Source organism: Halomonas cibimaris (genome assembly GCF_055379665.1).
Genome location: NZ_AP043828.1, coordinates 2,211,834 through 2,236,588, shown reverse-complemented (window position 1 = coordinate 2,236,588; position 24,755 = coordinate 2,211,834). Strand labels below are relative to the sequence as shown.

Here is a 24,755-nt window from a genome sequence, read left to right as displayed (position 1 = left end):
CGAGCCGCCTTGCAGCGGCTTAGTTCAATGCGTGTTAATCAGCGCATCGTCTACCGCAGATCGTTTCTGGTCGGCTGCGACGCTGCTTTTTGTGGCGCCGTCACTCAAGGCAATCGCGAGCACGTCGTCGATCCATTGCAGCGGCCGAATATCCAGCGCTTCTGTGATATTGTCCGGTACTTCCTTGAGATCACGGCGGTTTTTTTCGGGTATCAGGACGGTCTTTATACCACCACGCCGGGCTGCCAGCAATTTCTCCTTGAGGCCACCAATCGGCATGACTTCACCGCGCAGGTTGACCTCGCCGGTCATGGCCACCGCACAGCGCACCGGGCGGTTACTATAGGCCGAGACCATCGCTGTGACCATGGCAATACCCGCGCTGGGGCCGTCCTTGGGCGTGGCGCCTTCGGGCACATGAATGTGCAGGTCTTCCTCTTCGAAGCGCTTGGCGTCGATACCATACGCCTCTGCGCGGGCACGCACCACCGTATGGGCAGCGCTGACGGATTCTTTCATCACATCACCCAGCGAGCCGGTCTTGTTAACCCGCCCTTTGCCCGGGGTCACTACCGACTCAATCGTCAACAGCTCGCCGCCTACTGAGGTCCAGGCAAGCCCAGTGACGCGGCCTACCTGGTCATCCTGGTCGGCCAGGCCGTAGCTATAGCGGCGTACGCCGGCATAGTGCTCAATATCCTGCGCGGCAAGCACGCTGCTCGCACTCGCCGTTTCCCCTTTGCGCTCCTGCTCGACCCGCTCGCGCAGCACCTTGCGCGCCACCTTGGCCACCTGGCGCTCAAGTTCGCGCACGCCGGCTTCCCGGGTGTAGTAGCGAATCAGCTCCAGCAGCGCCTCGTCGTCAAGGTCAAACTCGCCTTTTTTCAAGCCGTTCGCCTTGATCTGCTTGGGCAGCAGGTAGCGCTTGGCAATCGCCAGCTTTTCGTCTTCGGTGTAGCCCGGCAGCCGAATGATTTCCATCCGATCAAGCAGCGGCTCGGGGATGTTCATCGAGTTGGCGGTACAGATAAACAGCGTTTCCGACAGATCATAGTCCAGCTCCAGATAGTGGTCGCTGAAGCTGTTGTTCTGTTCCGGGTCCAGCACTTCAAGCAGCGCCGATGACGGATCGCCGCGATGATCCATGCCCAGCTTGTCGACCTCGTCCAGGAGAAACAGCGGGTTTTTTACGCCTGCACGGGTCATGCGCTGAATCATCTTGCCGGGAAGCGAGCCGATATAGGTGCGCCGATGGCCGCGAATTTCGGATTCGTCGCGCACCCCGCCCAGCGCCAGCCGCACGTACTTGCGGTTGGTAGCCCGGGCGACGGACTGCCCGAGGGATGTTTTGCCTACCCCCGGCGGCCCCACCAGGCACAGCACCGGGGCTTTCATCTTGCGTACGCGCTTTTGTACTGCAAGATATTCAAGGATGCGCGACTTGACCTCGTCCAGCCCGTAGTGGTCTTCATCGAGCACCTGCTGGGCCTTGACCAGATCGTGCTTGACGCGAGTGCGCTTTTTCCACGGCACGGCGACCAGCCAGTCGAGATACGAACGTACCACGGTGGCCTCAGCGGAGTTGGCCGACATCATCTTGAGCTTGTTGAGCTCTTGGGTGGCTTTCTCGGCCGCCTCCTTGGGCATACCGGCAGACTCGATGGCCTGCTCGTACTTTTCCACCTCGTTGGGCACGTCATCCAGCTCACCCATCTCTTTCTGGATGGCCTTCATCTGCTCATTGAGGTAGTACTCGCGCTGGGTCTTCTCCATCTGCTCTTTGACCCGCGAGCGGATACGCTTTTCAACCTGCAGCAGATCAATTTCCGACTCGATCAGCGCCATCAGGTGCTCGATACGATCGCGCACGCGATCCATCTCCAAAAGCTCCTGCTTATCGCCGATCTTCAGCGATAGATGCGCGCAGATGGTATCCACCAGGCGACTGGGATCTTCAATGCCCGATAGCGAATTGAGCACTTCGTTAGGAACTTTTTTCGACAGCTTAACGTATTGCTCAAACTGGTTAAGCAGTACGCGCACCAGCGCATCGCGTTCGCGATCCGTTAACGGCTCGCTGTCACGCGGGGCGATACGAGCCTGCGTATAGCCTTGCTCGTGCTCTGTGACGGCGGTGACATCGGCGCGGAAATCGCCTTCGATCAGCACCTTGACCGTGCCGTCGGGCAGCTTGAGCAGCTGCATGATATCGGCCACCGTGCCCATGGCATAAAGGTCGTCGTGACCGGGCTCGTCTTCGGCGGCTTCGCGCTGGGCCACAAGCAGTACACGCTTGTCGGCTTCCATGGCCGCTTCCAGTGCCTGAATGGACTTTTCACGGCCGACAAAGAGCGGAAGGACCATCTGCGGGTAAACGACAACGTCCCGCAGCGGTAACAAGGGAAAACACTGTGACTTTTCGGCGTTCTGCTGCATCGCAGACGTTCCTCAACAAATCGGGTGAACTTCTCAGCGGCTAAAAAAGACACCGCTGAAAACTGAAACGAATAGCGGATACCCCTGCGGCGCAATCGCAACCCCGCCGGGCAGGTGGCGTCAGGCAAATAAAAGGGGCCGCCAAGGCGACCCCTTCAACTGGCGCGATCGGTATCAGCCAGGCCGGCACAAAAGCACGTCAGCCATCCGTGCCGTCGCTGCGGGTCGGTTCCTGCTGCTGGGCATAGATCAGCAGCGGCTCGCTTTCCTTGGCGATAACCGATGCGTCAATCACGACCTTGCTGACACCGTCGAGCGACGGAATGTCATACATCGTATCGAGCAGAACAGACTCCAGAATGGAGCGCAGCCCGCGGGCGCCGGTCTTGCGCGCCATGGCATTGCCGGCAACGGCGCGCAGCGCGTCTTCGCGAAACTCAAGGGTGACGCCTTCCATCTCGAACAGTTTGACGTACTGCTTGATCAGCGAGTTCTTGGGCTCGGTCAGAATCTGAATCAGCGCATCTTCAGTCAGCTCGGTCAGCGTAGCGATCACCGGCAGGCGCCCGACGAATTCAGGGATCAGGCCGAACTTGACCAGGTCATCGGGCTCAACGTCAGCCAGCACCTCGCCTACGCCGCGCTCGGTATCCTTGCTCTTGACGCTGGCATTAAAGCCGATGCCCGCCTTGTCGGAACGGTCGCTGATGACCTTGTCCAGACCGGCAAAGGCACCGCCAACGATAAACAGCATATTCGCCGTGTTGACCTGTACAAACTCCTGCTGCGGATGTTTGCGCCCGCCCTGGGGCGGTATCGAGGCCGTAGTCCCCTCGATCAGCTTGAGCAGCGCCTGCTGCACGCCTTCGCCGGAGACGTCGCGGGTAATCGACGGGTTGTCGGACTTGCGCGAAATCTTGTCGATTTCGTCAATATAAACAATGCCACGCTCTGCCTTTTCGACGTCGTAGTCGCACTTTTGCAGCAGCTTTTGGATAATGTTTTCAACGTCCTCGCCCACATAGCCGGCTTCCGTCAGCGTGGTCGCATCGGCAATGGTAAAGGGTACGTTCAACAGCCGTGCCATGGTTTCGGCGAGCAGTGTCTTGCCGCTGCCTGTCGGGCCAATCAGCAGGATGTTGGATTTACCCAGCTCAACATCGCTTTCCGTTACTTCGGATTTCAACCGCTTGTAGTGGTTATACACCGCGACGGACAGAACCATCTTGGCGCGATCCTGCCCGATGACATAGTCGTCAAGCGTGTAGCGAATCTCGCGAGGCGTCGGCAGACGCTCTTCGTCGCTCTCGGCATCGGCTTCGAGAACTTCCTCGCGAATAATGTCGTTGCACAGGTCAACGCATTCATCGCAGATATACACGGACGGACCGGCAATCAGCTTGCGTACTTCGTTCTGGTTTTTGCCGCAGAACGAGCAATACAGCAGCTTGCCTTCTTCGTCCTTGCCTTTGCCGTCGGCCATTGGCGTACCTCTTACACTGCGGCGGCAAAAGCCGCCGAAAAAGCTCGTTGATAAAGCGGGTTCATCACGCTATCAGGATGTCGGCCGCTTATCCAGCACTGCGTCGATCAGGCCGTAGTCTCTGGCCTGTTCGGCAGTCATGAAATTGTCGCGGTCGGTATCGCGCGCCACCGTATCGATGTTTTGCCCGGTATGATGCGCCAGTATCTGGTTGAGGCGATCACGGATGCCGAGAATTTCACGGGTGTGGATTTCGATATCCGATGCCTGGCCTTGATAGCCGCCCAACGGCTGATGAATCATCATCCGTGAGTTGGGCAAGCAAAAGCGCTTGTCCGCCGCCCCGCCGGCCAGCAGCAGCGCGCCCATGCTCGCCGCCTGGCCGATGCACACCGTAGACACATCGGGCTTGATAAACTGCATGGTGTCGTAGATCGACATGCCCGCGGTGACCGAGCCGCCCGGTGAATTGATGTAAAGGTGTATATCCTTGTCCGGATTTTCCGATTCCAAAAACAATAGCTGAGCCACGATCAGGTTGGCGGTGTAGTCTTCCACCGGCCCCACCATGAAAATCACGCGCTCTTTGAGCAGGCGCGAATAAATATCGTAGGATCTTTCCCCTTTGGCGCTTTGTTCAACCACCATGGGCACCAGGCCACCGGCGTTTTGAATATCCAACTCACTCATTTGGGTGATTCCTTGCGTCCGGTCAGGGAGAGGCGCGCCGCCAGGCAGCGCGCCGCGTAGGGTCAGCAGACGCTAGGCGTTGGCGCTTTCTTCATCAGCGCCGTCTTCCTCGCGCTGCTCAGCCTGCTGCTGAGCGGCGGCGAGCGCCTGCTGGTAGCTCATGTTGACATCGCGCACCTGCGCCTGTTCCAGAAGCTTCGCAACGGCTTTTTCTTCCAGAATCGCGGATTTTACCTGGGTTTTCAGCTGTTCGTTGCCCATGTAGTAGTCAACGACTTCCTGGGGATCCTGATACTGCCCGGCAAGCTCTTCTACCTTGGCCTTGATATCGTCGTCGCTGGCGTCGAGCTCATTTTGCTTGATGACCTCTGCCAGCAGCAGCCCTACCTGAACCCGGCCTTTCGCCTGCTCTTCAAAAAGCTCGTTGGGCAGCTGGCTGACGTCGAAGTCTTCGCCAAGGCCAAACTGCTGTGCCGCCTGGCGTTTCATGCCATCAACTTCCTGCTGTACAAGCGCGCTTGGCACGGGGATATCGTTGGCGGCCTTGAGCGCATCAAGCACCTGCTGCTTGACACGATTGTCCACGGCCTGTTCGGCTTCGCGGCTCATGTTCTTCTTCACTTCTGCGCGAAACTCGGCGACATCTCCGCTTTCCACGCCGAAACGCTCGATAAACGTAGCGTCAACGTCCGGCAGCACCTGGGCTTTAACCTCGTGCACCTTGACTTTGAAGGAGGCTTCCTTACCGGCCAGGTGCTCTGCCTGGTAGTCTTCCGGGAAGGTGACTTTCACCGTCTTTTCATCGCCTGCCTTCGCGCCTTCCAGCTGCTCTTCAAAGCCGGGGATGAAGCTGTTGGAGCCCAGCACCAGTTCGTGGCCTTCGGCGCTGCCGCCGTCAAACGGCTCATCGTCGATGAATCCCTGAAAGTCGATCTTGACCTGATCGCCGTCGGCGGCGGCGCGCTCGACAACCTGCCAGTCGGCGTGCTGTTTGCGCAGCGTTTCAATCATCTCTTCAACGTCTGCCTCGGCGATCTCAACCACCGGACGCTCAACGTCGGTGCCCTCAATGGAGGCCAGCTCCACCTCAGGATATACCTCCATGGTGGCGACGAATTCCAGATCCTGGCCGGCTTCGTTAACGGTCGGATCAATGGACGGGTAGCCTGCCGGATTCAGTGCCTCATCCGTGATGGCGCGGACATAGCGCTCGCGCATGACTTCGCCCACAACGTCGTTGCGCACGCTCGGGCCGTAGCGCTTCTGGACAACGGACATCGGCACGCGACCCTGGCGAAAACCATTCAGGCGCGCGGTCTTCGCGGTGTCTTTCAGGCGCGCACTTACGGCCTCGTCGATTTCGGCAGCCGGCACCTGGATGGTAAGACGGCGTTCGATCGGGGAGGTCGTCTCGACGGAAACTTGCATGAACTGTCCTCTAGCGGCTGGGCGATGGGTATTCGCAATAAAAAATCAGGGATCAATTTTAAGAATCCCGGCGCAGGCTGGCAAGCGCCTTGCGCGTAATGATGGGGGCCTGGTGGCATAATGCAACCCTGTCACAAGCATTAAGGGCTTTTTGTCAGAACGACACGGGAAAACGGGCAGACATGATAAGCTTGAAAACCAACCGTAATGTACGAATCCATATTGGGCATAGACCAGTGCGGCACTTATGAATCAAGAGCTTTCTATCTCGCGCATCATGCAAACCGGCCTGCTTGAATGCGCGCCTCAGACACCGCTGAACGAAGCGGCCAAGCGCATGGCGGCGCGCTGCTGCAGTGCCATTCTTGTGGTCGAGCACGATGCGCCCGTCGGCATCTGGACAGAACACGACGCTCTCGCCGTCGATTTTCGTGACGCAGCCGCCGTACACCGCCCGATCGCCGAATGCATGAGTCAGCCAGTGGCCACGATCAGCGCTGACGAATCGCTGGGCGAAGCCGCGATACTGATCAAGGCGATGGGCTATCGCCATCTGCTGGTCGTCGACGGCGATAGCCCGGTAGGCATCATATCGCAAACGGATATCGCGCTGAACCAAGGGCTTGAGCCCTATCTAAAGCTACGGGAAGTGCACGCGGCCATGCGCACCCGCCCTCTCACGCTGCCCGGCAGCATGCTGCTGGCCGATGCCGCGCAGGCGATGCACCACCAAGCCTACGAAGCGGCCATTGTGCTGTGCAGCGACGCCTCTTTGGGCATTCTGACCGAGCGTGATCTGGTGCGTTTTATTGCCCAACATCCGGGCAATACGCCGATTGCCGCCTTGGCCAGCCGGCCGCTATTGACCGTTGAGCAAAACGCCCCGCTGCTAAAGGCCCGCGACCTGCTGATCAATCATCGTATCCGCCATTTAGCGGTGCTTGATGACAGCCAGCGGATCAGCGGGCTGCTTGGCTTTCGCGATATGCTGGCCGGCGCCGAGCAGTACTATCTCAAGGATTTACGCGAGGCGCTGGAGCAGCGCGACTCAGCGCTGGCCCGTTCGCACCAGCACCTGCAGCTGGCGGAAAAGGTTATCGATTCCTCGCTTGAAGGCATCATCATTACCGACCCGAACGTGCGCATCGAGTTCGTCAACCCAGCGTTTACCCACCTGACGGGCTATACGCTGGAAGACGTGACCGGGCGCAACCCTGGCGTATTATCCTCCGGGCGGCAGGACGCCGCGTTTTATCAAAAGATGTGGCAGACGCTGAAACAGCACGGCTTTTGGCGCGGCGAAGTGTGGAATCGTAAAAAGTCCGGGGAGCTTTATCTTGAACTGCTCACTATTACGGCTATTTATAACGAACAGGGCAACGTGCAAAACTACGCCGGCCTTTTCGCCGACATCACCCATATTCGTGAAAATGAAGAGCAAATTCGCCACCTGGCTTATTACGATGCGCTTACACGGCTGCCCAACCGCCGGCTGTTGGTCGACCGTATCAAACTGGCCGTTCGCCATGCGCACCGTGCCCAGGAAGCGCTGGCGGTCATTTTTATCGATCTGGATCATTTCAAGCAGGTTAACGACACGCTGGGGCACGCCCTTGGCGATGAGCTGCTGCTCCAGACCGCCGAACGTATGGGCAAAAAGCTGCGTGAAGACGACACCCTGGCACGCCTTGGCGGAGATGAGTTTATCGCCCTGCTGCCCAGCGTCAGCGGCTTTGCCGAAGCCATCCGTATTGCCCAGCGCCTGATTGATACCGTAAGCGCCCCTTTTTGCATCGAACGCCACACTTTTCGCATTGGCTGCAGCCTGGGCATTAGCCTGTATCCCGAGGATGGCACAACGGCCGAGGCGCTGATTCAAAGTGCGGATGCAGCGATGTATCGGGCCAAGCATGAAGGACGCAACACCTACCGCTTGTATCGCCCGGAAATGGACATCCAGGCGCAGGATAGCCTGGCCCTGGAGACACAGCTACGCGATATGCTGGAAGACGGCAGCGGCTTGGTGATGCACTACCAGCCGTTGTTTAGCCGACACAGCGGCTGTCTTTGCAGCGCTGAAGCGCTGGTCCGGTGGGAGCATCCGGTGCGCGGCCTCATTTCACCGGGCGAATTCATTCCGTTGGCAGAGCGCTCGGGGCTTATCCTGCCGCTGGGCAATAGAGTGCTGGAATGCGTGATTGACGACATGAAGCGCTGGCAACAACAAGGGCTGACGCCGGTGCCCATAGCGATCAACCTGTCCGCGGCACAGTTCTGGCAGACCGGCTTTGCCGCCGGCGTCCGCCAAAAACTGCAGGACGCCGGTCTCTCGCCTCGCCTGATCATTTTTGAACTGACCGAAAGCATACTGCTGGACAGGCACGCCCAGGGCCTGGCCGTTTTGCAGTCGTTGAGCGATAGCGGCTTTCGTATTTCTCTGGACGATTTCGGCACCGGCTATTCTTCACTGAGCTATCTACAAAATATTCCGGCCTACAGTCTGAAAATTGACCGTAGCTTCATCACCGCGCTGGATAGCCAAACCCGCAGCAGCCGCGCGATTATCGCCGCCATTGCAAGCCTTGCGCGTGAGCTTGGATTGACCGTCGTCGCCGAAGGCGTAGAAACGCGCCGTCAATGGGATGAGCTGGGGCGCTACGCCATCGATCTGGTGCAGGGGTTTTATGCTGCACGCCCTGTACCTGCCGAAAGCTTTATCGACTGGCTGCACGCGCCTCGGTTTGCCCCGGCGTAGAAGCACGCATGCTACCCGCTGGAAATATATGCAAAGTGTTAACGGCGCCATAGCGTTACCGCATACAGTAACAGCCCGAGCGTAGCACCGTGAGACAGGCTAACCGCCCAGCTGTGAGCGGTGCCGAAAAGCGAGTATCCGCTGAACACCAACGCCAGCCCCAGCGCCAACAGGCCGGCCAGGCGCAGTAAAAGCCGCGGCAGACGCTGCCTGCCGGCTTTATCCAACCAGCGCCACTGCACCGCCATTACCGCGGCAATGGCGGCGGCACCCAGCAGCACCAGCGTTTGGCGCGTTTCATGGCCGCCGGCTATATAGCGCGGCAGCGCTGCCAGCATAATTGCGCATAGCCCCACGCCAAGACTGATGCGCTCCGGCGATGCCGTCTGCTTGATCATCACGCCACCTTGAGCCGGTGTTGTTCAATCCATTGTTCTACCCAGGGCACGGCGGCATCATCGGCCATGAAGGTCTCCATGGCGTCCACTTCAAGACGCTCGCCCAGCCGCGTAGCGCCCAAGCTTTCCAGCAGCGCATCCAGCGTACGCCCGGCACCGCAAAACGTCTCTCCGTAGGAGCTGTCACCCAGGGCGATAAGCCCGTAGCGCAGCCCGTCAAGTGACGGGCTCTGCTCCTCAAGCGCGCGCGCAAAGGGCACAAAGTTACCGGGGAAGTCGCCGCTGCCGGTGGTAGAAACGCAAAACAGCACCAGCGCCGTATCCTGAGCTGTCAGCATGGCCGGGGTGGCCTGCTCGGTAATCTCGACGCTGTACCCGGCGTTTTCAAACAGCGGCATGACCTGTTCGGCCACGTCCAGCGCACCACCGTACATAGTGCCAACCACAATAGTAAGCTGCGACATGTAGCAAGTCTCTCCTTCTGATGGCCTCTTTTGCCGATGTTTCCGCGGCAAACGTCGACAAATACCCGATAAATTTGGTCAAATATTAGCACGTTGATATTCGTTGGCGCACGTCCGCCCGGGCAATGCACCCCAGCCGAGGTTACCAATGGAACCCACTTTACAGCAGACATTCGAAGCCTGGATCACACCGCTGATGATTGGCGGGCTGATCGTTTTTATGTGTTTTATCATTTTTGATCTCGCCAAGAAATCCAACGCCGGCCGCTTTGGCACGATTATGCTGTTTATCGTGCTGGGGGCGGGGATGTTCGGCTACGTGCTCAAGGTGGTGATCACCTGGATCCTTGAAGGCGGCTTGGGCTGACCGCACCGACGCAGCGCGCGAATCCGGCATTTTTCACGCCGACCTGTTGGCGGCGGAAGCACTTTCCTTTATCGTCCCTCTAGCTCAGGAATAAGAAAAACCACTTTGATTCCTGAAAAGAATATAAATAGAAATGAATTGCTGGAGTACTCATGCTGCGAACCTTTAGCCTGCTTCCCCTGCTGGCCTCCACCGCCCTGGCGCTGGCCGGTACTGCTCACGCTGACGATGACGTGCTGAAGGTCGGCATGTCGGGCAGCTACTTCCCCTTCACGTTTGTCGAAAAAGACACGCTGCAGGGCTTTGAAGTCGATGTCATGCGCGCCGTTGCCCAACAAATGGATACCGACGTTGAGTTCGTCACCGCCAGCTTTTCGGGACTGTTTGGCATGCTCGAGTCGGGGCGCGTGGATACCATTGCCAACCAGATCACCATCACCGATGAACGCCAGCAGAAATATCTGTTTTCCGCGCCCTACGTGTATGACGGCGCTCAGGTGGTAGTAAAGCGCGGCAATGAAGAGATCAAGGGCGTCGAGGATCTGGCCGGCAAAACCGTGGCCGTCAACCTTGGCTCCAACTATGAACAGCTGCTGCGCGAGCTGCCCTACGCCGACGACATCGAGATTCGCACCTACGAAAGCAACATCGAGCAGGATACGGCGCTGGGCCGCGTGGATGCCTTTGTTATGGACCGGATCAGCGCAAGCCAGGTCATCCAGGAAAAACCGCTCCCCCTGGCGCTAGCCGGCAAGCCGTTTTCCAAACTGCGTAATGCCCTGCCCTTCCGCGACACGCCGGCCGGCCGCACGCTGCGCGATCGGGTCGACAGCGCTCTGGAAAAACTTCGCAAGTCCGGCAGGCTCAGCGACATATCCAAGCGCTGGTTCGGCAATGATATTACCCGCCCCTGAGGGAACGTTGATTTTTCATGAACCTGCTTGACGTTCCCTACATGCTCGAGCTGGTGCCGATCCTGCTGCGCTACCTGCCCCTGACGCTGGGCATGGCCGCCGCGGGAATGGTGCTGGCGCTGTCGCTGGCCGCCGGACTGGCCGTCATTCGCGTGTTGCGCCTGCCGGTGCTTAACATAGCAACGCTGCTGTTCATCTCGTTTTTTCGTGGCACGCCGCTGCTTGTCCAGCTTTTCCTGTTCTACTACGGCCTGCCCCAGGTCATGTCGGTGCTGACCACCATTAACGGCATAACGGCTACCGTCATGGGGCTGACGCTGCATTTTTCTGCCTATATGGCCGAATCGATTCGCGCCGCCATTGTCGGGGTGGATCGCAGCCAGACCGAGGCAGCGCTGTCCATCGGCATGACCCAGGGCCAGCTGATGAGGCGCATCGTACTACCCCAAGCCACGCGTATTGCGGTACCCACGCTGATGAACTACTTCATCGACATGATCAAGGCCACCTCGCTGGCTTTCACGCTGGGCGTGACGGAGCTGATGGGAGCAACGCAAAAAGAGGCTGCGGGCAGCTTTTTGTATTTCGAAGCCTTTATTGTGGCAGCGGTAATCTACTGGGCCGTGGTCGAACTGCTGGCCTGGTGCCAGCGGCGGCTGGAACATCGACTCAACAAGGCATATCGCCGATGATTCGGATAACCAACCTCGTCAAGCGCTTCGGCGGCGCCGCAGTCCTCGACGGCATCGACATGGATATTGCCCGGGGCGAGATCATCGTGGTGATCGGCCCTTCGGGCACCGGAAAGTCAACGCTGCTGCGCTGTTTGAATTTTCTCGAACGCCCCGACGCCGGGCACCTTGTACTGAATGATCTCGACATGGACGTAGCGACGGCCAGCGCGCGTTCGATACTTGCGGTCAGGCGACGCACGGCCTTTGTCTTTCAGAACTATGCGCTGTTTGCCAACAAGACAGCGCTGGAAAATATCGCCGAAGGTCTGCTCGTGGTTCATCGCTGGCCCAGACACAAAGCCCATGCCCGTGCGCGTGACATTCTCGAGCGTATCGGGCTGGCCGACAAGGGCGATGCCTATCCGGCCTCCCTGTCCGGTGGGCAGCAGCAGCGCGTCGGCATCGGGCGAGCCATGGCCGCGCGAGCCGACGTCATTCTCTTTGATGAGCCCACCTCTTCGCTAGACCCCGAGTGGGTGGAAGAAGTCCTGGAACTGATGAAACAGCTGGCCGCCGAGCGGCAGACCATGCTGGTGGTCACCCACGAGATGAACTTTGCCCGCGACGTGGCCGACCGAGTTATCTTCATGGAAAGCGGACGCATTGTTGAGCAGGGCCCGCCATCGCAGCTGTTCAGCGCGCCGCAGGATCCGCGCACCCGCGCTTTTTTACGCAAGATGCTTGCCGGGCAATCAGACGAGACGGCCCTAAAAGCGGCCAAATAATACCCGAAAAAGCCGGCGCCGAAGGACACCCTCGCAGGACGGGGAATGCCTGGCGGCATTCCCCGTGACAAAAAGCGGCCCGTGAAAAAAACGGCGGCTTCAGGCGTCTTTATCCGAACGCTTTTTCGCCGTGAGCTCTTCGACCTGCTGCTTGAGCTTCTGCCCGGGGCGAAAGGTTACCACCCGGCGAGCGGAAATCGGGATTTCTTCCCCGGTTTTAGGGTTGCGACCGGGCCTTTCACGCTTGTCGCGCAGTTCAAAGTTGCCAAATCCCGACAGTTTGACCTGTTCGTTTTCCCTCAGGCAGCCGCGAATTTCTTCAAAGAAGGTTTCCACCACTGCTTTGGCTTCGCGCTTCGACAGTGCCAGTTCGCTATGCAGATGCTCAGCCAGCGCTGCTTTGGTCAATGCACTCATAAAGCCTATCCTCCCGCCGGCGCCTTTTCTCGACTGGCGCCGGCTTGCGGCGGCGGACTCAATTAGCCGCGCAGCTCGGCATTAAATTCACGCTTGATCTGCTCAACGATTGAATCCACCAACTGATTGATTTCATCGTCATTTAGCGTGCGCGATGGATGCTGCCAGGTCAAGCCCAGAGCGACACTCTTGTAGCCCTGGGCCACGCCTTGCCCGGCGTACACGTCAAACAGACGTATCTCTCTTAAACAGTCACCGGCGTTCTCTCTGGCAGTATCCAAAAGCGACTGTACCGGCACGCCATCGGCAACGCGAAAGGCCAGATCACGGCGCACTTCGGGATAGCGCGATAGCGGCCTGAACGCAGGCACGCGCCCTTCACTCAGCGCTTCAAGGCTGACTTCAAACCCGACCGCTTCGGTTTTAAGCCCTACCTGACGGGAAACCTCGGGATGTAGCGTGCCCAGCCAGCCGGCATGCTTACCCCGGTAGAAAATCTGCGCGCACTGCCCCGGGTGCAGCGACGGATGCTTGCCGGATTGCATACGCCAATCCTGCGGGCTGCCGCCCAGAGCAAAAAGGCTCTCCAAGTCGCCTTTGACATCGTAAAAGTCCAGCGGCTTGGCCGCGCTGCTCCAGCCTTCCGGATAGCGTAAGCCGCAGGCCAGCGCACCGAGCATCGGTGTTTGGCTCAAGTTATCCAGGTGGCCGTTGAACACCAGCCCCGTTTCAAAAAGCCGTACCCGAGACTGCTGGCGTTTGAGGTTATAGTCCACAGCTCGCACCAGTCCGGGGAGCAAACTGGCCCGCATAACCGACAGATCGCTGGAAATCGGATTGGCCAACGCAGGCGCTACCGCATTGGGCAGCATCGCCTGCTGCAGCTCTGGGGCCACAAAGCTATAGGTTATGGCTTCCTGATAGCCCCGCGCCACCATCTGCCGGCGCAGCTGGGCCTGGCTGACTCCGGCCTCGTTATCCGGGCGCAGGGCGAGGCGCATCGCCGGGCGTCGTACCGGCAAATTGTTGTATCCGTGAATGCGCGCTACTTCTTCAATCAGGTCTTCTTCGATCGCCGCATCAAAACGCCAGCTGGGCGCGGTCACGTCCCAGCCGTCGGCCGTTGCCGCCACATCAAATCCCAGCCGGGCGAGAATATCTTCCACATCACCCGCATCCAGTGTCTTGCCCAGCACTTTTTCCAACCGCCGAGCGCGCAGCGTAATACGCCGAGTATCCGGACAGTGCACGTCGCTGACCACTTCGGTAAGCGGCCCGGCTTCACCGCCGCAAATAGCCAGCAGCAGCGCTGAGGCCCGCTCAATCGCGGTTGCGGTCAGTTGAGGGTCCACGCCGCGCTCAAAGCGGTGGGAGGCTTCGGTATGCAGCCCGTAAGAGCGTGCCTGGCCGGCGATCGCCAGCGGGGTGAAAAACGCCGATTCAAGAAAAATCGTACGCGTTGACGCACTCACGCCTGAGCCTTCCCCGCCCATCACACCGGCAACGGCCAGCGGCTTTTGATGATCGGCAATGAGCAGCGTTTCCGGACGCAGCGAAATTTCCTGGCCGTCGAGCAGCGTCAAACGCTCGCCCTCTTGCGCCTTGCGCACGACAATGCCGCCGTCAAGATTGTCGCGATCAAAGGCGTGCAGCGGCTGACCCAGCTCAACCATGACATAGTTGGTGACGTCTACGACCGGATCAATCGCACGGATGCCGCTACGCCGAAGACGCTCTGTCATCCATAGCGGTGTTTCGACATTTACGTTGACGCCGTGGATAACACGCCCGACATAGCGGGGACAATGCTCCGGCGATGCAATATCAACCGGTAGCACCGTATCGTGGCCGACCGGCACCGGCGACGTATCGGGTGTCTCTACCGCCAGGCGATTAAGAGCGCCGAGCTCTCGCGCCAGGCCTTTCAGGCTCAGGCAGTCACCGCGATTGGGCGTCAGGTCAATATCGATCGCATTGTCATCGAGTGCCATATAGCGGCGAAAATCTTCACCCACCGAAGACGTCGCCGGCAATACCATAATGCCCGGTGAAGCCTCTTCTGCCAGCCCCAGCTCGGACTCCGCGCAAATCATCCCGTTTGATTCCACACCGCGCAGCTTTGCCTTTTTAATCTTGAAATCGCCGGGCAGCATGCCTCCTACGCGGGCAAAGGGCACTTTCTGCCCCGCCGCCACGTTGGGTGCGCCACATACCACCTGCACAGGCGCCGGCGAACCATCGTCGACGGTGCAAACACTTAGCTTGTCAGCGTTGGGATGCGGCTCCCGGGTCAAGATTTCGGCGACAACAACGCCGGTAAAAGCCTTGGCAACCGGTTCGATCGCATCGACTTCCAGCCCCGCCATGGTGGCTTGATCCGCCATGGCCTGCGTATCAAGCCGCGGAGACACCCACTCACGCAGCCACTGTTCAGAAAACTTCATGTTCTATCCCGTATTTAGCGCAAGACTCAGGCAAACTGCCGCAAAAAGCGCAGATCGTTATCGAAAAACAGGCGCAAGTCGTTAACGCCGTAGCGCAACATCGCCAAACGCTCGGCGCCCATGCCAAAGGCAAAGCCGCTAAACTGCTCGGCATCAATACCCGAATGACGAAATACCGCAGGATGCACCATGCCGCAGCCCATCACTTCCAACCAGCCGCTGCGAGAACATACGCGGCAGCCTTTGCCGCTGCATATCACGCATTGAATGTCCACTTCCGCGGAGGGCTCGGTAAACGGAAAATACGACGGCCGAAAGCGAACGGATAAGTCCTCGCGCTCGAAAAACGCGTGGAGAAAATCCTCGATCGTCCCCTTCAAGTCGGCAAAGCTGATATCTTCATCAACCAGCAACCCTTCTACTTGATGAAACATCGGCGTATGGGTCAGATCCGAATCGCTGCGGTATACCCGGCCCGGGCAGACTATTCGTACGGGCGGCGTGCTGGTCTCCATGGTGCGCACCTGCACCGGCGAAGTATGCGTGCGCAAAAGCCTTGTCGCATCAAAATAAAACGTATCCGCCATACCGCGCGCCGGATGATGGGCCGGAATATTCAGCGCTTCAAAGTTATGGTAGTCATCTTCGATTTCCGGCCCCACCGCCACGTCAAAACCGATGCGAGTAAACAGCTCTTCGATACGTTCCAGGGTACGCGTTACCGGATGCAGCCCGCCGGGTACCTGGCCGCGGCCCGGCAGCGTGACGTCCAGCGTTTCAGCGGCAAGCCGTGCATCCAGTGCAGCCTTCTCCAGTTCCTGGCGCTTTTCATCGATCTCACCTGCAAGCGCTTGCTTTGCACGATTGATGCGCTCGCCGGCGGCGGGGCGCTCTTCCGCTGCCAGCTGACCCAGCCCCTTGAGCAAGGCTGTAATTTCGCCCTTTTTTCCCAAATAGCGGACACGCAATTCTTCTAGTGCTGCAACGCTTTGCGAGGCCCGTATCGCGGCACGCGCGTCAGATACCAGGCTAGGAAGATGATCCATCCGATTGACTCCGAGTTTGACGTTTGCCCGTTTATCAGAAATATCGCAACGACAATGCCAAAAAAACAGGGGAAGAGCGGCTGCTCTTCCCCTGTACGGGTCACGTGATGAGACCTATGACATTGCGTACGCGCAGGTAACGCGAATGTTTTAGTGGGCAGCCTTGGCTTTTTCCACAATCGCAGCAAAAGCCGCTTTTTCATGGACAGCCAGGTCGGCTAACACCTTACGATCAATTTCGACGCCGGCCTTTTTCAGGCCACCAACAAAACGGCTGTACGACAGGCCGTGCTGGCGAGCGCCGGCGTTGATACGCTGAATCCACAGCGCACGGAATTGGCGCTTGCGATTGCGGCGGTCACGATACGCGTACTGGCCGGCTTTGATGACGGCCTGCTTGGCAACGCGGAACACGCGTGACCGGGCACCGTAGTACCCCTTGGCCTGCTTCAATACTTTTTTATGGCGACGACGGGCGACTACGCCACGCTTAACACGAGTCATAACACACTCCTGACTTTATAAGACGGATAGCGCAGCATTGCGCTTCCTGAAGATCCAACCGTTTACAGATTCGGCAGCATGCGCTGAACCAACGCCTTGTCGGCGTCATGAATCTGGCGCATACCGCGCAGCTGGCGCTTACGCTTGGTCGACTTCTTGGTCAGGATGTGGCTGCGAAAGGACTGCTTGTGCTTGAAACCGTTAGCGGTTTTCTTGAAACGCTTGGCAGCACCGCTGTTGGTTTTGATTTTCGGCATGAGAATAGCTCCGCTCGATATTCTTTAGAAAATCCAAGGCCTGCCAGCGTTGCCGCTGGCCCGTTTAACCGGCCGTTGGATCACTTCTTCTTCGGGGCAAGTATCATGATCATCTGGCGCCCTTCCATTTTCGGAAAGGACTCCACAGACCCGATACCTTCGAGGTCGTCGGCAATTCGTTCCATCAGCTTGCGGCCGATGTCCTGATGCGCCATTTCGCGACCGCGAAAGCGCAGTGTGACCTTACCCTTGTCACCACTTTCCAGAAAGCGCATCAGGTTTTTAAGCTTAACCTGATAGTCACCTTCGTCAGTGCCAGGACGGAATTTGACTTCCTTGACCTGGATCTGCTTTTGCTTTTTCTTTTGCGCTGCTTTCTGCTTTTTCTGTTCAAAGACGAATTTGCCGTAATCCATTATCTTACAGACAATGGGATCGGCATTCGAAATTTGCACGAGGTCCATTCCCGCTTCGTTGGCACGCTCAAGGGCATCGCTCGTAGGAACAATGCCAAGCTGCTCACCGTTGCTGTCGATGAGGCGCACCTGGTCTACGGTAATTCGCTCGTTCATTGGTGGGCGTTTGTCTTGTGGGCGCCCGCGCTGGTTGCTTCGCTTGATTGCTCCGTCTCCTTAGGCAATTGACGATGTCGTCAGAACTGCTCTCTCAGTGTCAAGACGCTGAATAAGGGCTTCAACGCTCATTGTACCAAGATTTTCACCGTTGCGCGTACGTACGGCAACCGAGTCAGCCTCAACTTCCTTATCTCCTACCACCAGGAGATAGGGAACCTTTTGCAGCGTATGCTCACGGATTTTAAAGCCAATTTTCTCATTCCTCAAGTCAGCTTTAACCCGTAGCCCCGTCGTTGCCAGGCGTTTTTCCAATGCCAGGGCGTAATCGCGCTGCGCATCGGTGATCGTCATGACCACAGCCTGCTGCGGTGCCAGCCATAGCGGCATAGCACCGGCGTAGTGCTCGATCAGGATACCCAGAAAGCGCTCAAAAGAGCCCAGAATGGCGCGATGCAGCATGACCGGCACCTTGCGACTGCCGCCTTCATCAACATACTGCGCTCCCAGCCGACCGGGCAGATTGAAGTCGAGCTGCAGCGTACCACATTGCCAGATACGATTGAGACAGTCCCGCAGCGAAAATTCGATTTTGGGGCCGTAGAAGGCACCCTCACCCGGCTGCAGCTCCCATTCCAGGCCTGTTGCGTCAAGCGCCGCCTCCAACCCTTTTTCCGCCTTTTCCCAAAGAGCGACCTCACCTAGAAAGTCGTCCGGGCGCGTGGACAGTTTCAGCTCGACGTCGTCAAAGCCCAACGTTTTATACACTTCCAGGGTTTGTGCAATAAATGCTTCGGCTTCGGACTGGATCTGCCCCTCGGTACAGAAAATATGCGCGTCGTCTTGCGTAAAATTGCGCACGCGCATCAAGCCGTGCAGCGAGCCCGACGGCTCGTTGCGATGGCAGCTGCCAAACTCTGCCAGGCGCAACGGCAGGTCCCGATAGCTTTTCAAGCCTTGGTTGAACACTTGCACATGACACGGACAGTTCATCGGCTTAACCGCATACTCGCGCTTTTCCGACTCGGTGGTAAACATCAGTTCGCTATAGTGGCCCCAGTGTCCGGATTTCTTCCATAGCGAAAGGTCAACCACTTGCGGCGTCTTGATCTCCTGATAACCGTGCCGCATCTGGACGTCACGCATATAATCTTCCAGCGCTCGGTACATGCTCCAGCCGCCAGGATGCCAGAACACCATGCCCGGTGCCTCTTCCTGGAGGTGAAACAGGTCCATCTTGCGCGCAAGCTTGCGGTGATCGCGCTTTTCAGCTTCTTCAAGACGCTTGAGATAGGCTTTGAGCTGTTTCTTGTCTCCCCAGGCCGTACCGTAAATGCGCGTCAGCATGGGGTTGTCCGCGTCCCCGCGCCAGTAGGCACCGGCCAGCTTGGTCAGCTTAAAAGCCTTGAGGTGACGCGTATTAGGCACGTGCGGGCCGCGGCACATGTCTATATATTCTTCGTGGTGGTAAAGCCTGATCGTTGTATCTTCAGGAATATCGCGTACGATTTCCTGCTTATACGGCTCATCCCTGTGCAGAAACGTCAGCATTGCCTTATCGCGATCGACATACTCGCGTACAACGTCATATTCCCGCTTGATCAGCAGCTGCATGCGCGCTTCGATGGTCTCAAGGTCATCGGGCGTAATCGACTGAGCAAAGTCAATGTCGTAGTAGAAACCGTCGTCGATAACCGGCCCGATTGCCATTTTTGCACTCGGGTAAAGCTGCTTGACCGCATGCCCTACTAAGTGAGCACAGGTGTGACGAATTATCTCCAATCCTTCAGGATCCCGAGCGGTGACGATTGCCACTTCAGCATCGTGTTCAACAATATCCGAGGCATCCACGAGTACGCCGTCAATTTTTCCGGCAATACAGGCTTTCGCCAGGCCTGAGCCAATGGATTCCGCCAGCTGCATAATAGTCAGCGGTTCATTCAGTGAACGCTGGCTACCGTCAGGCAAGGTGACTATGGGCATTCAATTTTCCTTGAGCGCAGTGGTGATCCACACCAAGGATCACGTGTCGCTATCAATGGGCGTTGTCGGCAATGTTGCGGCACTTAAAGCCGCGGCAAGCAAGCAGCCTAGCAAAGTTTTGGCATGGCATAAACAAAAGACGGAAGGCACGCTGGCCCTCCGTCCGATGCATAGTGTGTCTATAACCTGACGAGGTTACAACGTTGCTTTATTTCCACTCATCCAGCATGACACGACGGTTCTCTGCACGCCCCGCCGGTGTTTCGTTCGTAGCGATGGGACGCTCTTCGCCGTAGCCAACAGACTTCATACGGTCCTGGTGTACACCGTTCGACTGCAGGTAGCTGGCAACGGATTCTGCGCGACGCTGAGACAGCTCTTTATTATACCGTGCGCTGCCTACGGCATCGGTATGGCCTTCAATGCGAACACGTGCGTTGGCGTTATGCACCAGCTTTTCAGCAACATCATCCAGCTCTTGTTCGGCTTCGGCCGTCAGCTTGGCAGAGTCAAACTCAAAGTGAACGCCATCCAGCACCAGATTTTCCGGGCAGCCAAGCGCGTTGACTTTCTCACCGGCAGGTGTATTCGGACACTGGTCGCGATAATCGGCTACGCCATCGTTGTCAGAGTCGAGCGGGCAACCCTTGGCATCGACGGCAACACCGGCCGGCGTACCGGGGCACTGATCCCGATAGTCCGCTACGCCGTCATTATCAGAGTCAAGCGGGCAGCCTTCTGCATCAACAGCAACGCCTGCCGGTACTTCACCATAGCCAGGGCATTGGGGTTTAACTTCTTCACTTTTATCCGCGCAAAGATACGCTGCCAGCGCAGCACCGGCGGTGGCACCGATTGCCGCGCCGCTATCTTCGTCAGACTCACTGGTGGTTGCATAGCCTAGGCCACCGCCAATCACACTGCCGGCAAGGCCGCATACCATCGGGTGTTGATACCAGCTTTTGTCCGCGTCATAGCCCGCTGTTTGACCTTCGGACTGTGATGCCGAGCTAGCACAGCCAGAAAGACCAACGGCCAAAGCAGAACCGAGTAGCAGACCAGTCGTTGATTTTTTCATGCAACACTCCTTTTTTGATCCAATGCGTAGGGCTGCGTGATACGCGCCCCATTTGGCTTTTTTCCTGTTTGGGCTGGTATTTTTCTAAGGAAAGCCCGCTCACACGATCCTCTGGCTAACAGCAACCGAAGACGTATCGTTCAAGCCATATCTGCCCGAATAGCGTCACCGCCTGAAAAGCGGGCAGTACCATTCTAGCATAAAGCTCATCGATGTATTTTCAATGGGATATTGCATTAATGCAGCGTCTTTCCACCCTTCGCTCGCCAACGGATAACAGCCCTCGCCGCTTCGATCACTGGCTGGTGCATTTCTTTTTCCACGCTCAGGCGCTCCTTGTCTTCACGCATGCGCTCTCGCGGTGAAAGCGCTTTACGAGCGGAATGCGTTTTCAAATGCTGCGTTCTGCTGTAAACATCGGAGAAAGCAAGAAATTCTTGCCTCTCAACAAGTGAAGGTTCAATAATTTCCAGCAACACCTTGCAACGCCAGGCACCTTCCGTAATGTTGACCTGGTCTTGGACCAGAGCAGTCGATACATAATCCAGGTTTTCCAGGCTGTTGGTGATCGCACGTGCATCTTCTTCTTTACGAAAATCTGCACGACGCTTTACCTCACGACGAAGCCGGATGGCATATATACCCAAAGCAAAGATGACAACAGTACCGGCGGCTAAGAGAATCATCGCTGTATTTGTGCTCATGGATGCTACCCAATTCGGTATAAATGAGTACAACAACTATACAAAAAATAAAGGCCTATAGATATCTGAAAAGGACTCCTTTCCGGCTCACGGATAGTGTAACGCTTTCGCCCTTCGTGCTTTCATATATACACCTGATCCATAGTAGGGTTAACTCGTGAACCCAGCCAACATCATGATATCAACGTATTCTAGCCCAAAGCGCAGACATGAAAAGCCGCACACAAAAAACCCGGCACGTGGCCGGGTTCTCTGCGTATTAATGCCTGACGATGTCCTACTCTCGCATGGGGAGGCCCCACACTACCATCGGCGCTGAACGGTTTCACTGCTGAGTTCGGCAAGGGATCAGGTGGTTCCCGCTCGCTATGGCCGTCAGGCGTAACTGGTGGTCTATCAAGCTGTGTGATACGTCTCTTGTATCCGGTCGTTGTCCTGCAACCCGACCCCTTGGGTGTTATAGGGTCAAGCCTCACGGGCCATTAGTACACGTTAGCTCAACGCCTTGCAGCGCTTCCACACCGTGCCTATCCACCAGCTCGTCTTGCTGGGCCCTTCAGGAGGCTCAAGGCCTCGGGGATGTCTCATCTTGAAGGAGGCTTCCCGCTTAGATGCTTTCAGCGGTTATCCCGTCCGACCTTAGCTACCCGGCAATGCCACGGGCGTGACAACCGGCACACCAGAGGGTCGTCCACTCCGGTCCTCTCGTACTAGGAGCAGCCCTTCGCAAACATCCTGCGCCCACGGCAGATAGGGACCGAACTGTCTCACGACGTTCTAAACCCAGCTCGCGTACCACTTTAAATGGCGAACAGCCATACCCTTGGGACCGACTTCAGCCCCAGGATGTGATGAGCCGACATCGAGGTGCCAAACACCGCCGTCGATGTGAACTCTTGGGCGGTATCAGCCTGTTATCCCCGGAGTACCTTTTATCCGTTGAGCGATGGCCCTTCCATACAGAACCACCGGATCACTAGAACCTGCTTTCGCACCTGCTCGACGTGTCTGTCTCGCAGTCAAGCACCCTTGTGCTCTTGCACTCACTGCACGATGTCCGACCGTGCTGAGGGTACCTTCGTGCTCCTCCGTTACGCTTTGGGAGGAGACCGCCCCAGTCAAACTACCCACCACACACGGTCCTCGATCCGGATCACGGATCAGAGTGAGAACGCCAATGATGCCAGGCTGGTATTTCAAGGGTGGCTCCCCCCGGTCTGGCGACCGGGGTTCCAAGCCTCCCAGCTATCCTACACAGGCAACATCAGCGTCCAGTGTGAAGCTATAGTAAAGGTTCACGGGGTCTTTCCGTCTGGCCGCGGGTACACCGCATCTTCACGGCGATTTCAATTTCACTGAGTCTCGGGTGGAGACAGCGTGGCCATCATTACGCCATTCGTGCAGGTCGGAACTTACCCGACAAGGAATTTCGCTACCTTAGGACCGTTATAGTTACGGCCGCCGTTTACCGGGGCTTCGATCAAACGCTTCGGCGAACCTAACGTCATCACTTAACCTTCCGGCACCGGGCAGGCGTCACACCCTATACGTCCGCTTGCGCGTTGGCAGAGTGCTGTGTTTTTAGTAAACAGTTGTAGCCACCTGGTATCTTCGACCGCCTTCCGCTCCGCCCGCGAGGGGTTTCACGTACCGGCGGCGTGCCTTCTCCCGAAGTTACGGCACCATTTTGCCTAGTTCCTTCACCCGAGTTGTCTCAAGCGCCTGGGGATTCTCACCCTGACCACCTGTGTTGGTTTGGGGTACGGTCGCATCGTATCTGGTGCTTAGAGGCTTTTCCCGGAAGCGTGGCATCAATGACTTCAACACCGTGGTGTCTTCGTCTCGTCTCTCGGCCTTGAGCCGCCGGATTTGCCTGGCGGCTCAGCCTACGGACTTTCACCAGGACAACCGTCGCCTGGCTCACCTAGCCTTCTTCGTCCCCTCATCGCAATACGATCCGGTACGGGAATATTGACCCGTTTCCCATCGACTACGCCTTTCGGCCTCGCCTTAGGGGCCGACTCACTCTGCTTCGATTAGCGTCGAACAGAAACCCTTGGTCTTCCGGCGAGGGCGTTTTTCACGCCCTTTATCGTTACTCATGTCAGCATTCGCACTCGTGATACCTCCAGCGAGCTTCTCAACTCCCCTTCATCGGCTTACACGACGCTCCTCTACCACGCATCCGAAGGATGCGTCCGTAGCTTCGGTACCTGGTTTAGCCCCGTTACATCTTCCGCGCAGGCCGACTCGACTAGTGAGCTATTACGCTTTCTTTAAAGGATGGCTGCTTCTAAGCCAACCTCCTAGCTGTCTGAGCCTTCCCACATCGTTTCCCACTTAACCAGGATTTGGGGACCTTAGCTGACGGTCTGGGTTGTTGCCCTTTCCACAACGGACGTTAGCACCCGCTGTGTGTCTCCCACGCTGCACTCACCGGTATTCGGAGTTTGCCTCGGGTTGGTAAGTCGGGATGACCCCCTAGCCGAAACAGTGCTCTACCCCCGGCGGTGATACGTGAGGCGCTACCTAAATAGCTTTCGAGGAGAACCAGCTATCTCCGGGCTTGATTAGCCTTTCACTCCGACCCACAGCTCATCCCCGCATTTTTCAACATACGTGGGTTCGAGCCTCCAGTTGCTGTTACGCAACCTTCACTCTGGCCATGGGTAGATCGCCCGGTTTCGGGTCTATTGCCAGCAACTCGACGCCCTGTTAAGACTCGGTTTCCCTACGCCTCCCCTAGTCGGTTAAGCTCGCTACGGACAATAAGTCGCTGACCCATTATACAAAAGGTACGCGGTCACATGACGTGCATGCTCCCACTGCTTGTACGCACACGGTTTCAGGATCTATTTCACTCCCCTCTCCGGGGTTCTTTTCGCCTTTCCCTCACGGTACTGGTTCACTATCGGTCAGCCAGGAGTATTTAGCCTTGGAGGATGGTCCCCCCGTCTTCAGTCAAGGTTACACGTGCCCCGACCTACTCGATTTCACGCGTTTGGATTTTCGACTACGGGGCTATCACCCGCTATGGCGGCGTTTCCCAACGCCTTCGTCTAATCGGCCACGCGCTTAAGGGCTGCTCCCCGTTCGCTCGCCGCTACTGGGGGAATCTCGGTTGATTTCTGTTCCTCGGGGTACTGAGATGTTTCAGTTCCCCCGGTTCGCCTCGTATTCCTATGTATTCAGAATACGATACTCACCTTGTGGTGAGTGGGTTTCCCCATTCAGAGATGCCCGGGTCGCAGGTTGTTTGCCACCTCGCCGAGCCTTATCGCAGGCTTCCACGTCTTTCATCGCCTCTGGCTGCCTAGGCATCCACCGTGTGCGCTTCATTGCTTGACCCTATAACC

General features: G+C 57.5%; 20 protein-coding genes and 2 rRNA genes. 5 read left to right on the top strand and 17 right to left on the bottom strand.

The features are described from left to right. Nucleotides 1–24: 24 nt before the first annotated feature. From lon to tig, 4 genes are all read right to left on the bottom strand, one after another. Nucleotides 25–2,436, bottom strand: coding sequence for an endopeptidase La (gene lon / locus ACZ415_RS10375; protein ID WP_344701602.1), 2,412 nt, complete (start codon nt 2,434–2,436; stop codon nt 25–27). A 199-nt stretch (nt 2,437–2,635) separates the two neighbouring features. After that, nucleotides 2,636–3,919, bottom strand: a complete 1,284-nt coding sequence (gene clpX, locus ACZ415_RS10370) for an ATP-dependent Clp protease ATP-binding subunit ClpX (RefSeq protein ID WP_344701600.1) — start codon at nt 3,917–3,919, stop codon at nt 2,636–2,638. A gap of 72 nt (nt 3,920–3,991) precedes the next feature. Further along, complete coding sequence (gene clpP, locus ACZ415_RS10365) at nt 3,992–4,609, bottom strand: ATP-dependent Clp endopeptidase proteolytic subunit ClpP (protein ID WP_344701598.1); 618 nt, start codon at nt 4,607–4,609, stop codon at nt 3,992–3,994. A 72-nt stretch (nt 4,610–4,681) separates the two neighbouring features. Further along, on the bottom strand, nt 4,682–6,037 hold the full coding sequence (gene tig, locus ACZ415_RS10360) for a trigger factor (RefSeq protein ID WP_344701596.1): 1,356 nt from the start codon (nt 6,035–6,037) through the stop codon (nt 4,682–4,684). A gap of 247 nt (nt 6,038–6,284) precedes the next feature. Between tig and ACZ415_RS10355 the strand changes: the two genes are divergently transcribed. Further along, a complete protein-coding gene (locus ACZ415_RS10355; protein WP_344701594.1) occupies nt 6,285–8,792 on the top strand; it encodes an EAL domain-containing protein in 2,508 nt (835 codons plus the stop codon). Nucleotides 8,793–8,830: 38 nt separating this feature from the next. Here the strand turns inward: ACZ415_RS10355 and ACZ415_RS10350 are convergent, their stop codons facing one another. Next, on the bottom strand, nt 8,831–9,190 hold the full coding sequence (locus ACZ415_RS10350; RefSeq protein WP_344701592.1) for a hypothetical protein: 360 nt from the start codon (nt 9,188–9,190) through the stop codon (nt 8,831–8,833). Beyond that, nucleotides 9,190–9,654 carry a flavodoxin domain-containing protein gene (locus ACZ415_RS10345; protein WP_344701590.1) on the bottom strand — a complete coding sequence of 155 codons (465 nt, stop codon included), beginning with the start codon at nt 9,652–9,654 and terminating at the stop codon, nt 9,190–9,192. Before ACZ415_RS10345 ends, ACZ415_RS10350 begins: the two co-directional genes overlap by 1 nt. 148 nt (nt 9,655–9,802) lie before the next feature. Between ACZ415_RS10345 and ACZ415_RS10340 the strand changes: the two genes are divergently transcribed. The 4 genes from ACZ415_RS10340 (at nt 9,803) to ACZ415_RS10325 (ending at nt 12,394) form a co-directional block, all read left to right on the top strand. Further along, entirely contained in the window at nt 9,803–10,021 is a 219-nt protein-coding gene (locus ACZ415_RS10340; RefSeq protein ID WP_344701588.1) for a DUF2788 domain-containing protein, read from the top strand. A gap of 152 nt (nt 10,022–10,173) precedes the next feature. Continuing rightward, nucleotides 10,174–10,935, top strand: coding sequence for an amino acid ABC transporter substrate-binding protein (locus ACZ415_RS10335; protein WP_344701586.1), 762 nt, complete (start codon nt 10,174–10,176; stop codon nt 10,933–10,935). Between the two features lie 17 nt (nt 10,936–10,952). Continuing rightward, complete coding sequence (locus tag ACZ415_RS10330; protein WP_344701584.1) at nt 10,953–11,627, top strand: amino acid ABC transporter permease; 675 nt, start codon at nt 10,953–10,955, stop codon at nt 11,625–11,627. Continuing rightward, complete coding sequence (locus tag ACZ415_RS10325) at nt 11,624–12,394, top strand: amino acid ABC transporter ATP-binding protein (RefSeq protein WP_344701582.1); 771 nt, start codon at nt 11,624–11,626, stop codon at nt 12,392–12,394. The genes ACZ415_RS10330 and ACZ415_RS10325 overlap by 4 nt, the downstream gene beginning before the upstream one ends. Nucleotides 12,395–12,493: 99 nt before the next feature. On the opposite strand, the gene ACZ415_RS10320 is transcribed toward ACZ415_RS10325, so the two are convergent. The 11 genes from ACZ415_RS10320 to ACZ415_RS10270 form a co-directional block, all read right to left on the bottom strand. After that, nucleotides 12,494–12,811 carry an integration host factor subunit alpha gene (locus ACZ415_RS10320; RefSeq protein ID WP_344701580.1) on the bottom strand — a complete coding sequence of 106 codons (318 nt, stop codon included), beginning with the start codon at nt 12,809–12,811 and terminating at the stop codon, nt 12,494–12,496. A 62-nt stretch (nt 12,812–12,873) separates the two neighbouring features. Beyond that, complete coding sequence (gene pheT / locus ACZ415_RS10315; protein WP_344701578.1) at nt 12,874–15,255, bottom strand: phenylalanine--tRNA ligase subunit beta; 2,382 nt, start codon at nt 15,253–15,255, stop codon at nt 12,874–12,876. A 26-nt stretch (nt 15,256–15,281) separates the two neighbouring features. Then, nucleotides 15,282–16,301: a phenylalanine--tRNA ligase subunit alpha gene (gene pheS / locus ACZ415_RS10310; RefSeq protein ID WP_344701576.1), complete on the bottom strand. Its 1,020-nt coding sequence runs from the start codon at nt 16,299–16,301 to the stop codon at nt 15,282–15,284. Between the two features lie 150 nt (nt 16,302–16,451). Beyond that, nucleotides 16,452–16,805 (bottom strand): 50S ribosomal protein L20, encoded by a 354-nt coding sequence (gene rplT / locus ACZ415_RS10305; RefSeq protein WP_344701574.1) that lies wholly within the window; start codon nt 16,803–16,805, stop codon nt 16,452–16,454. Between the two features lie 62 nt (nt 16,806–16,867). After that, a complete protein-coding gene (gene rpmI / locus ACZ415_RS10300) occupies nt 16,868–17,062 on the bottom strand; it encodes a 50S ribosomal protein L35 (RefSeq protein WP_344701572.1) in 195 nt (64 codons plus the stop codon). A gap of 80 nt (nt 17,063–17,142) precedes the next feature. Further along, complete coding sequence (infC, locus tag ACZ415_RS10295; RefSeq protein WP_464387726.1) at nt 17,143–17,634, bottom strand: translation initiation factor IF-3; 492 nt, start codon at nt 17,632–17,634, stop codon at nt 17,143–17,145. A gap of 60 nt (nt 17,635–17,694) precedes the next feature. Continuing rightward, a complete protein-coding gene (gene thrS / locus ACZ415_RS10290; protein WP_344701570.1) occupies nt 17,695–19,617 on the bottom strand; it encodes a threonine--tRNA ligase in 1,923 nt (640 codons plus the stop codon). 208 nt (nt 19,618–19,825) lie between these two features. Beyond that, the gene (locus ACZ415_RS10285) at nt 19,826–20,695 is read right to left on the bottom strand and encodes an OmpA family protein (RefSeq protein ID WP_344701568.1); all 870 of its coding nucleotides are present in this window, start codon (nt 20,693–20,695) and stop codon (nt 19,826–19,828) included. A gap of 236 nt (nt 20,696–20,931) precedes the next feature. Further along, nucleotides 20,932–21,399, bottom strand: a complete 468-nt coding sequence (locus ACZ415_RS10280) for a DUF2489 domain-containing protein (protein ID WP_344701566.1) — start codon at nt 21,397–21,399, stop codon at nt 20,932–20,934. A 264-nt stretch (nt 21,400–21,663) separates the two neighbouring features. Next, nucleotides 21,664–21,779 (bottom strand): 5S ribosomal RNA (gene rrf / locus ACZ415_RS10275). An 81-nt stretch (nt 21,780–21,860) separates the two neighbouring features. After that, a 23S ribosomal RNA gene (locus tag ACZ415_RS10270) occupies nt 21,861–24,747 on the bottom strand. Between the last annotated feature and the right edge of the window lie 8 nt (nt 24,748–24,755).